We start from the raw sequence: 9,339 nt of genomic DNA on the forward strand, positions 1-9,339 counted from the left end.
CACCATGAACTATAAAACCATTTTAGCAGCGGCTGTTTGCTGTTTGTTATATGCCTGCTCGGGCAACCAAAAACCGGTTGATTTAACGGCCGATGTAAAAGGTAAATCAACAGCACAGTATGAGTTGGCCACAGTGGCCGAAAAAGCACTGTCGTCATCGGCCCGATTGCCAGGGCAATTAAAGCCCTTTAGTGAAGTAAACCTGTTTCCGAAAGTAAACGGATTTGTTAAACAAGTTTATGTTGACCGGGGTTCGATGGTGAAAAAAGGACAGTTGCTGGTTACTTTGGAAGCGCCAGAAATGCAATCGCAAGTACAATCTGCCAATTCGCGTTTTTTGCAAGCGCAAGAAACGGCAACGGCCAGTAAAGAAAAATATCAGCGGCTAAAAGAAGCATCGCTGGAGCCTGGCTCTGTTTCGCCGCTTGATTTGGATAATGCTTTATCGCGGATGAAGGCCGATGCAGCGATCGCCAATTCCGAACGTTCCAACGTAGCTTTTGTCCGCACCATGCTGGGCTACCTGAATATTTATGCGCCTTTTGATGGGATGATCGTTCAGCGTAATATTTCGCCGGGCGCGCTGGTTGCCCCCGGAAAATCAACCGACCAGCCCATGCTGATTTTGCAGGATACCCGAAAGCTGCGCTTGCAGGTGGACATTCCTGAAGATTATGTAGATAAAGTTGATTTAAAAGAGCCAGTACAATTTACCTTTAATGCTATGCCCGGCCAGCCTTATACAGCTAAAATCAGCCGTTCGGCCAACGCCTTGGGCAGTATGCGCCAGGAAGCGATTGAAATAGATGTCATCAACACAAACGGGCAGCTAAAACCGGGGATGTATGCCGAAGTACACATACCAATGTTATCCGGTTCTAAATCTTTGCTGGTCCCGAGCAGTGCCATCGTCCGTTCTACCGAGCGCAAATATGTGGTGGCCGTTCATAATGGAAAAGCAACTTTGGTTGATGTAAAAGAAGGTTTGGCCAGCCATGATTCAACCGAAGTGTTTGGCAGCCTGAAAGCGAATGAAAAAATTGTATTGCTGGGAACGGATGAAATTAAAGAAGGCGATGTGTTAAAGTAAGGCTTGTTCAAATTTTTGTTCAGCCATTTTAGATGCTTCTTTTATCGCCCAAAAATCTTTACTTTTCTAAATTAGATGTCAATAGGATAAGCATCAATTTTTAGGTGGTAAAAGAAGCATGGTGGTTTTTTTAAGGTGGAATTTAAAAAGGCTTTAAAAATGTAATTGGTACTTAGGTTCAGCTTAAAGCATGTCGGCCGATGCTTCTTTTACAGGTCTTTTTTTGGTCCTGTACATTTTTCATAAATGCTGTTTTTACCGGTATAAAATTGGTGTCGATTTTTTTTAAAATTTGTACGAAAGCGTGGTTAAAAACTGGCGCGGCGCAATCGGTGTGATGCTGTAATTATCGTGGATCAAATAGTTTAAGGTATTGCCGATATTGGAAACTTTGCCCAATAACGAGAACCTTTTGAAGGAATATCCCGCAGAAAGATCAACCGTGGTAAAACCGCTTAACGGAATTAAACGGCTGTATTTTTGGGTTTGGTTAATGGTATTGTTGTATCCGCCAAAGCGTGCGCCGGTATAAAAAGCAGATGCGCCCAATTTTAACCCGCGTAAAGCAGGAAGATTAAAAGTGTAAAATAAACTTCCGTTAAAAGTATGCGCCGGATTATTCACCAAGCGTTCGCCAACGGTGTAAGAACCTGTTGTATTGCCGGTTTTGGTATAACGCATATAATTGTAGCCGTAGCCGGTGAGAAAGTAAAAGTTTTTAGAAATTGTACCGTTGATATCTACATCAAAACCATCGCTGGTTGTTTCGCCGCTAAATTCCCGGATTGTGGAAACCGGGTTTTGGTTTCCGTTACGGTCTAATGGTGCTTGTACAGCTAAATCACTGTTGATAATCCGATAAACGCTGAAATTGGCAGTCAGCTTTCCGTTAAATAAATCGTTTTTAACGCCTGCTTCGTATTGGTTTACGGTAGAAGGTTTTAAAGTTGCGCCGTAAATATCGGTGTAAGAAGAATTGGTGATGAAGTTGTTGCTGTAGCTGGCATAAACCGAAGTGGTTTTAACAGGCTGATAAAGCAAAGCCAATTTGGGCGAAAAAGCTTTGTCAAACTTGGTTGAAGCAGTGCCGCGGCTATCAGCACTTGTTTTTAAATTCTCAATATAAGTCTGCTCTGTTTTCTGGATGGAATAACGCAAACCTGCCAGCACTTTAAATTTTTCGGTCAGACTGATCAAATCCTGTGCGTAATAACCAAAGCGGTAGGAAGGCGATTTGGTGCGCAAAGTATCTGTAGAATTTGGAACATCAGTGCGCGGCATCAGTTCATCCTGATCTACAATATTGATTTTATCGTAAACTGTTTGTGTCGATGTAATTCCACTGATGGCAAAGTTTCTGGTTACGTTCAGCACTTCTGCAAAATCCGTTCCCGCTAAAAACTGATGTTTGATGGAACCTGTTTTAAACTTTCCGTTCAGATTAACTTGTGCGGTATAATCGCCTTCGTAAGTTTTGGCGCGGGCCAAACCTCTGTTCCAGGTTCCGTCGGCCGCAACATTGTTTGGCAGGCTCGAACCGAAAGAGTTAACGCTTGTGCCTTGCAAAGAGCCGATAGCGGTTAAATTCCAGTTGTCGTTAAAACGATGGTTTAACGTAGCCGAACCTGTTCCCTGTTCTAAATTGCTGTAAGCCCAGTTGGTATTGATGAATTGCGAACGCGGAACATCAGGCAAAAAGCGGCCGTTGTTTAAAGTTCCGATGCCATAATCCGGTGTTAAATCAGATTTTAGGTAATTCCCTTCTACCAATAACGTTGTTTTTGTGCCGAGGTTGAACAGGAGCGAAGGGCTAATATTGGTTATATTTGTTTTAACCTGATCGCGGTAACTATCGCTGTTTTCATAAGTGCCAATCAAACGGAAAGCCAGGTTTTTGCTGATTGGGCCGTAAACATCAACCATCGGTTTGTAATCGTTGTAGCTGCCGTAACGCATAGCAACTTCGCTGCCAAAATCAAACTTTGGTTTTTTGGTAACCAAATTGATGATCAATCCGCCCGAAACATTGCCGTAAAGCAAGGCAGAACTTCCTTTTAAAACTTCGATTGATTCTAAGGTACTTGCATCCGGGAAACCGGCAGAATTGGTTAAAACGCCATTCCGGAAAATGCTTCCCGCACCGCCGGAAACGCCAATGGTATAACCGCGTGCCGAAAAAGATTCGGAAACGCCGCCGCGCGTTTGGGTCAGCGAAACGCCGCTCACATTCCGCAACGCATCGCCCAAACGGTTAACCTGCTGGTCTTTAATTACTTGGCTTCCTACTACACCGCTACTTTGCGGCAGGTCCAGCGGGCTGATATTGGCTTTGCCCAACGTACCCGGTTTGTTGTTGCTGTTTTTACGGGCATTAATATTTATTTCGGCTAATTGCGAGGAACTTTCAGACAAAGTAAAATCTGCCACCGTGGTTTTGCCTGCCAAAGCGTTTACCGTAGTTTCTTTGTTGGCACAGCCGATGCAAGAAATCCTGATGGTATAAACCCCTGGTTTGATATTGCCGAACATGTAACTGCCATCGTCTTTGGTAGTAGTTACACGGTTTAATTCTTTAACCATTACGGTTACGTGGGCTTCAGTTTTACCGTCAGTTGTTTTTATTTTTCCTGAAATCCTGCCTGTAAAAGATTGGGCATCAGCATTAATTATAATTAGGGACAGCAGCAAGGAAAATGGGATTGTTTTTTTTAGGCAGTGTATAAAATCAGTCATGCGCGTTTATTTAGATTAATTCTAAGTAGCCGCAAATATAATTTTTAATCTATTTGACAGAAAATTATTTAGAATTAATTTAAATAAAAAGAAGGGCGGTGAAAATAGAAAAGGGTTTTAGCAAGCAGAATTGCCCGGGCAAAAAAACAGGCATAAAAAAAGCATCGCTGTTTTTTTGCCGATGCTTCTTTTATGCCCTAAAAATTGGTGTCGCTTTTAAGCGTAGTATTCTTCTACTTTATCAATCAAATTAAAAATATCAAAAGGTTTGCTGATGAAATGTGTTGCGCCGGCCTTGTCTGCCATCTGTTTTCCATCCATACTGGCCGAAATTACAATCACAGGCAAATCATGCGTTTCGGGTTTTTTGCGCAGTTGTTTAACCACTTCGTCGCCCGTCATTTCCGGCATCCATAAATCAATAATCACCAGACCCGGATGTACTTTTTCAATCGTGTCAAACATATTTGGGCTGTTGCTTTCTGCAATTGCCTGATAGCCATAGCTTTCCAGCACAAGTACAAGCATTTCGAGAATACCTTGGTCATCATCACATACCAATACTGTTTTGTTTATCATCTCTGTTATATCGGCAAGGTAAAACTAAAAGTAGCACCTTTTTCTGCTTCACTATCAACCCACAAAGTGCCCTTATGGTTTTTAATAATTTGGTCGCATACGTATAAGCCAATTCCCATGCCAGGAAATTTCTTCTGGATGCTGTTTGCCCTGAAAAACCGCTCGAACACTTTTTTCTGGTCTTCGCGGCCAATGCCCAGTCCATAATCTGTTACCGCAACTTTGATAAAACCACTTACCCGCGAAAGGTAAACTGCTATTTCGCTGGCTTCAGGCGAGTATTTAATGGCATTGGTAAGCAAATTAACAACCACTTGTTCTAACCGGTGCTGGTCTCCGGCATAATCCATTTTGGTGCTGCCCGTGATCTTGATCCTATGCGAGCTGTAGCTTCCCTGCACGTTTTCTGCGGCTTCTTTCACCATTTGGTCAAAATCAAAAACCTCTTTGTGCAGTTCTATTTTGCCGTTTTGGATCTTGGAAGTGTCTAGTAAATTGGTAATCAGCTCGTTCATCCGGTTTAGGTAATCGTTGGTTTTGGCGATGGCGTGCGTAACCTTGTCGTTATCTTTCGGAAGCAGCCTTTCTAAAAGTTGAATATAACCTTTAACTGTGGTTAAAGGCGAGCGGAGTTCGTGGCTGGCAATGGATATAAAATCATCTTTGCGCTGATTGGCTTCTTTGCGTTCGGTAATATCTTCAAAAGAAAGCAGGATGTGCTGTTTGTACTCGCCGTCCAGTTCAATCTGGTGTGCGTTCAGCAGCATTATTTTTTTACCAATATGCGGAAACTCGTAGCTTACCTCAAAATCCAAAACTGGGTTGTTGCTTGGCAAAATGGTTTCTAATAATTCTTTTAATTGCGGGATATTCCATTGGCCATTGCCCAAATCATAAAGTTTTATGCCAATGGTTTCGGCTTCGGATACTTTAAAGGTTCGTAGAAAATGCCTGTTGACACTTAGTACGCGCAAATCGTGAGCTAAAACCAAAAGCGATTCGCGTACCGTTTGTAAAATACTGGCCAGGTATTCTTCGTTTTCTTTTAACGATCTGGTGCGCTCGATCACGCGGCGTTCCATTTCGTCGCGTTCTTTTTGCAGTTGCTGCTCGGCATTTTTCCGTTTAGTGATGTCGTTTTGTACGCCCATAAAATGCGTTACGTTTCCGTTTGCATCTTTTACGGGCGATAAGTACAGCTCGTTCCAAAACAAGTCTCCGTTTTTACGATAGTTGCGCAGTTCAACCGTGGCGGTTTCCCCGTTTTTAATGGCCTCTTTTAAAATATAACGTGCTTGTTGTTCGCGGTCGTCGCCCTGCAAAAAGCGGCAGTTGCGGCCAATGATTTCATTTCTTTTATAGCCCGAAATTTTTTCGAAAGCCTTGTTGGAATAAATAATGGGATGGTCGGGCTGGCGGTAATCTGTAATAATAATGCCGGCGACAGAGGCATCAATGGCAAGTTTTAACAAGTTGAAATCAAGCTCATAAGATTCGCCGGAAAAATTAAAACCTGAAGAATTGTCTATATCCATTTAATTTTGATCGTCAGTTTTGGGCAATTGATTTATGCAATTTGCTAGAAATTTGGTTGCGAAAACAGGGCGGTTTGCCTTTTTTTTACGGCATTACAATGCAGTGCCTTTAATCGTTGCCGTTACTTTTCCGCAATCTTGCATTTTCTTTCCGTAATAAGGGTTTTGGATTTTGGCAGAAGCGTTTATCCAGTACTGTTTTTTCATCGGGCAATACTCCCTGTAAACGGTAACATCAGGCTTAAAGTTTTTTAGCAGCATAAAAACAGCATCAGAAAGCGCGGCAAAATGTTCGCGCTGGTGCTCAATGCTTTTAGACTCGCTGATGTGCTGCGCATTGAAACGCAATTTTTCGCTGTAATTTGTCCAAGCTCCTTTTTGTGCAGCTTCCAGTTTATCGGTATTCAGTTGCTGCACGGCTTTCACCATTTCGGCGGCTTGCTGGTTTGCCGCTTTGCCATCGTCATCAACCAATGCTTTTTCTACACTTAAATAGGCATGTAAAACCGGGCTAAAAACAGCATTAACAGCTTGGGCTTTGGTTTGATGAAAAACAAACACGCCCAGCATCAGTAGCATATACTTTATTGTTTTCATAAAGCAGTTATAATAGATAAATAAATAAAGCAAAAATAAACTTTGAAGCGCATATTTAAAGTTTATACAAAACCTTTCGATATGCTTTGGGTTGATGCCAATGCTTCTTTTACCCTATAAAAATTGGTGTCTGTATCAATTGAGATAAACTTAAACCAAATGTCCAACAATTTTTTGGTGATAAAAGAAGCATGGAAAACAGGTTGAACAAAATTTAAACAGCTTTAAGAACCGGTTAAAAAAATAGCCGGACAGCATTTTACTGCTGGCCGGCCTTATAGCTTTAATTGGTTATAAACCGAATAACACCGGTTTATAAAATAGCGGAAGCTGGCAAAAATTGTAGTTTACAAAACAGCAATTATTATTCCCAGCCTTCGCCTTTTTTAGCGTTTCCGTTCTTGATGTGTTCTTCTGCTTTGTCTTTTCCTAAAATGGCAGCCATATTATTCCCATCAGCATCTTTTCCTACCGCAATATACCTGCCCGATTTGCAATTGATAACAGGGTCAACCATCGGAACATTTTTGGTTTTTGTTTTAACAGAATAAGCTGTTATTCCGCCTTCAGTTTCTTCTTTTTTAGCTTTTGCCATGATTTAGATTTTTAATAATTGTTTTACTTTAACTCGTAAAAATACAATTTGTTTATATCAAATAGCACAAATGCCGTTTTAACCTTTAATATTATTTTAAATATTTAAAAGATTATTGCCAAAATATTGCCTTTTGATGGCAACAGTACATTTTTTGTGTGGTAAAAGAAGTATGGCTGTTTTAATATTCCTGCCAAAATAAATACCGGAACCCGATTAGCTAAAGCAGCTCGGCATAATGGTTTTCTACTTTAATGCCGCCGTCTTTGTTCAGCTTGATCTGTTTTGTATGCTGTTCAATCAGCAGCAGGTTGGGCGTTAAACTGTGCAGCGCAGCAATATTTTTAGCTTCCAATAAATCTTCATCTGCCTGTTTAAAATCGCCCAGGTTTGATTTTACATCTGCCAAAACCACCAACGAACCAATAATGCCTTCATAATTTTTTTGCTGGCGCGAGATGGCGTTGCTGCGCAGCACGTACCACTTTGCTTCCGAAAAACGGTTTTGCCTGAAATAAAAGCTGGCCAAACTATCAAACTGAATACGCATGGCTGCCTGCCCGTAACGCATGCTGTGGCGCAAATTGCGCATACACATAGCTTCTTCGGCATCAATGCTGTAGCGGCTTCGGCCTAAATCAGTTTTAAAGGTGGTAAAAGAAGTATTGCAGATAAGTGCCGGTGGCGGCGTTTTCTCATGAACTAAAGCCAATGCCGGAAAGCGTTCGTGCTTTTTTTGCCAGGGCATTTTAACATAAATCTGTGCCGAAGCCTGCAATGAAAAAAGGGCGATAAAAAGAGTATATAATATTTTCATAAAACGCTGATTGTTATAGAAAAACCAATCAAATTAATTAACGGCCAAAGCTTAAAAGTGTTGTGCTTAACTAAAAACTTCCAGCCCGTCATCGTAGCTTGCCCAAACCATATATGGATGTGTATCGGCGTGATAAATTTCGCCGTTCGCCTTAATCCCGATCACGCCTGCAAAACCGTCAAATCCACTTAGTTCGGTCAGTGTTTTTTCGCAAGCATCGCTCAATTTAAAACCATCGGTTGCGCGGGTTACAATTTTGGCGGCCACGGCTCCGCTCATAATATCTTCGCCAACGCCTGTGCACGAAACTGCTGCAAAACGGTTGGCATAATTGCCGGCAACGGTGGCCGAATCGCTTACGCGGCAAGGTATTTCAAAGCCTTTTCCGCCGGTTGAGGTAGCTGCGGCAAGGTTATTAAATTCATCCAAAACCACACAGCCAACTGTGCCTAAGCGTACCGAGTTTTGCAGCTTTTGCTCGTATTCGTGTTTTCGTTGCGGCGATTGCGGGTTGAAGTATGGGAAATCATGTTCGCGGGCGAAATCTTTGGCACCGCTTCCGCTTAAAACACGGTCTTGCAGCGGCAATAATTTTTCGGCTATCCGGACCGGGTTTTTCACATCTTCTATATTAATCACACCCGAAAACCGTTCCGTGCTGCCATCCATTAAAGCTGCACTCATCCTGATTTTGCCATCGCTTTGGATTTGGGAACCGTAACCGGCGTTAAAAAGTTCACTGTCTTCCAATAAAGACACGGCAAAAACAGCAGTTTGCACGGCCGAATGCGTTTTTAAGAAAACATAACTGGCCTCGGCAATAGTGGCCAAAGCTTCCTGTTTAGCTTTTTTAATTTCCTGGTTGGTGCCAGATTCGCTAAAAAACCCACCGTGTATAATCAGTTTCATATCAATAATCGTTGTCCGGAATGTTTAAGGCATGGTTGTTTAAAACCTTGGCCGTTTTGTTGATAAACAATTTGTGCTGCTGCAAGTCAAATTTATCATAAATAGACATCACATGTACTTTCAAGTTTTCAACAGAAACCGGTGTCCCCATTTCTACATTATAAATATTGGTTTCGATGATGTCACGTCCTTCAACCACAATCGTCAAGCCGGAACCGATGGCTTCCATGGTTTTTCCTTCGGTGATTAAAAGCCCGGCATCTTCGCCCAAACCAATGCCTAAAATGCCCGGGTTGCTGGCCACGGCATAAAACAAACGGCCAATGCGCCCGCGCTGTACAAAATGGGTATCAATAATTACCGAATCAATAAAACCCAGGCCAGCCGTAATTTGCACTTCGCCTTTGACCATCGCTTCGTTGCTTTGGCCGCGGTAAATCATGTTGGCAGAAGCAGCGGCCGCACCGGCCGAAGTCCCGGCAAT

Annotated in this window: 9 protein-coding genes; 1 reads left to right on the plus strand and 8 read right to left on the minus strand. The window is 42.3% G+C overall.

Annotation, left to right across the window (positions count from 1 at the left end):
• Positions 1–4 precede the first annotated feature (4 nt).
• Positions 5–1,090 carry an efflux RND transporter periplasmic adaptor subunit gene (locus Q0192_RS13350; protein WP_299289987.1) on the plus strand — a complete coding sequence of 362 codons (1,086 nt, stop codon included), beginning with the start codon at positions 5–7 and terminating at the stop codon, positions 1,088–1,090.
• Positions 1,091–1,375: 285 nt separating this feature from the next.
• On the opposite strand, the gene Q0192_RS13355 is transcribed toward Q0192_RS13350, so the two are convergent.
• The 8 genes from Q0192_RS13355 to Q0192_RS13390 form a co-directional block, all read right to left on the minus strand.
• Positions 1,376–3,778, minus strand: coding sequence for a TonB-dependent receptor (locus tag Q0192_RS13355; protein ID WP_299289988.1), 2,403 nt, complete (start codon positions 3,776–3,778; stop codon positions 1,376–1,378).
• A gap of 261 nt (positions 3,779–4,039) precedes the next feature.
• Positions 4,040–4,402: a response regulator gene (locus Q0192_RS13360; RefSeq protein ID WP_299289989.1), complete on the minus strand. Its 363-nt coding sequence runs from the start codon at positions 4,400–4,402 to the stop codon at positions 4,040–4,042.
• A 5-nt stretch (positions 4,403–4,407) separates the two neighbouring features.
• A complete protein-coding gene (locus Q0192_RS13365) occupies positions 4,408–5,937 on the minus strand; it encodes a PAS domain S-box protein (protein WP_299289990.1) in 1,530 nt (509 codons plus the stop codon).
• Positions 5,938–6,030: 93 nt separating this feature from the next.
• On the minus strand, positions 6,031–6,534 hold the full coding sequence (locus Q0192_RS13370) for a DUF3347 domain-containing protein (RefSeq protein ID WP_299289991.1): 504 nt from the start codon (positions 6,532–6,534) through the stop codon (positions 6,031–6,033).
• A 364-nt stretch (positions 6,535–6,898) separates the two neighbouring features.
• Positions 6,899–7,129, minus strand: a complete 231-nt coding sequence (locus tag Q0192_RS13375) for a hypothetical protein (protein ID WP_299289992.1) — start codon at positions 7,127–7,129, stop codon at positions 6,899–6,901.
• Between the two features lie 220 nt (positions 7,130–7,349).
• Positions 7,350–7,946 carry a hypothetical protein gene (locus Q0192_RS13380; protein ID WP_299289993.1) on the minus strand — a complete coding sequence of 199 codons (597 nt, stop codon included), beginning with the start codon at positions 7,944–7,946 and terminating at the stop codon, positions 7,350–7,352.
• A 66-nt stretch (positions 7,947–8,012) separates the two neighbouring features.
• Positions 8,013–8,855 carry an isoaspartyl peptidase/L-asparaginase gene (locus Q0192_RS13385; protein WP_299289994.1) on the minus strand — a complete coding sequence of 281 codons (843 nt, stop codon included), beginning with the start codon at positions 8,853–8,855 and terminating at the stop codon, positions 8,013–8,015.
• Position 8,856: 1 nt separating this feature from the next.
• The gene (locus Q0192_RS13390; protein ID WP_299289995.1) at positions 8,857–9,297 is read right to left on the minus strand and encodes a hypothetical protein; all 441 of its coding nucleotides are present in this window, start codon (positions 9,295–9,297) and stop codon (positions 8,857–8,859) included.
• Positions 9,298–9,339: the final 42 nt, after the last annotated feature.

The sequence above is a fragment of the uncultured Mucilaginibacter sp. genome, assembly GCF_937859865.1.
Lineage (GTDB): Bacteria > Bacteroidota > Bacteroidia > Sphingobacteriales > Sphingobacteriaceae > Mucilaginibacter_A.

What these genes read in the sequence shown, in the direction of transcription:
- Q0192_RS13350 (WP_299289987.1), top strand. Translation starts at nt 5, where the DNA reads ATGAACTATAAAACCATTTTAGCAGCGGCTGTTTGCTGTTTGTTATAT.
- Q0192_RS13360 (WP_299289989.1), bottom strand. Translation starts at nt 4,402, where the DNA reads ATGATAAACAAAACAGTATTGGTATGTGATGATGACCAAGGTATTCTC.
- Q0192_RS13365 (WP_299289990.1), bottom strand. Translation starts at nt 5,937, where the DNA reads ATGGATATAGACAATTCTTCAGGTTTTAATTTTTCCGGCGAATCTTAT.
- Q0192_RS13370 (WP_299289991.1), bottom strand. Translation starts at nt 6,534, where the DNA reads ATGAAAACAATAAAGTATATGCTACTGATGCTGGGCGTGTTTGTTTTT.
- Q0192_RS13375 (WP_299289992.1), bottom strand. Translation starts at nt 7,129, where the DNA reads ATGGCAAAAGCTAAAAAAGAAGAAACTGAAGGCGGAATAACAGCTTAT.
- Q0192_RS13380 (WP_299289993.1), bottom strand. Translation starts at nt 7,946, where the DNA reads ATGAAAATATTATATACTCTTTTTATCGCCCTTTTTTCATTGCAGGCT.
- Q0192_RS13385 (WP_299289994.1), bottom strand. Translation starts at nt 8,855, where the DNA reads ATGAAACTGATTATACACGGTGGGTTTTTTAGCGAATCTGGCACCAAC.
- Q0192_RS13390 (WP_299289995.1), bottom strand. Translation starts at nt 9,297, where the DNA reads ATGATTTACCGCGGCCAAAGCAACGAAGCGATGGTCAAAGGCGAAGTG.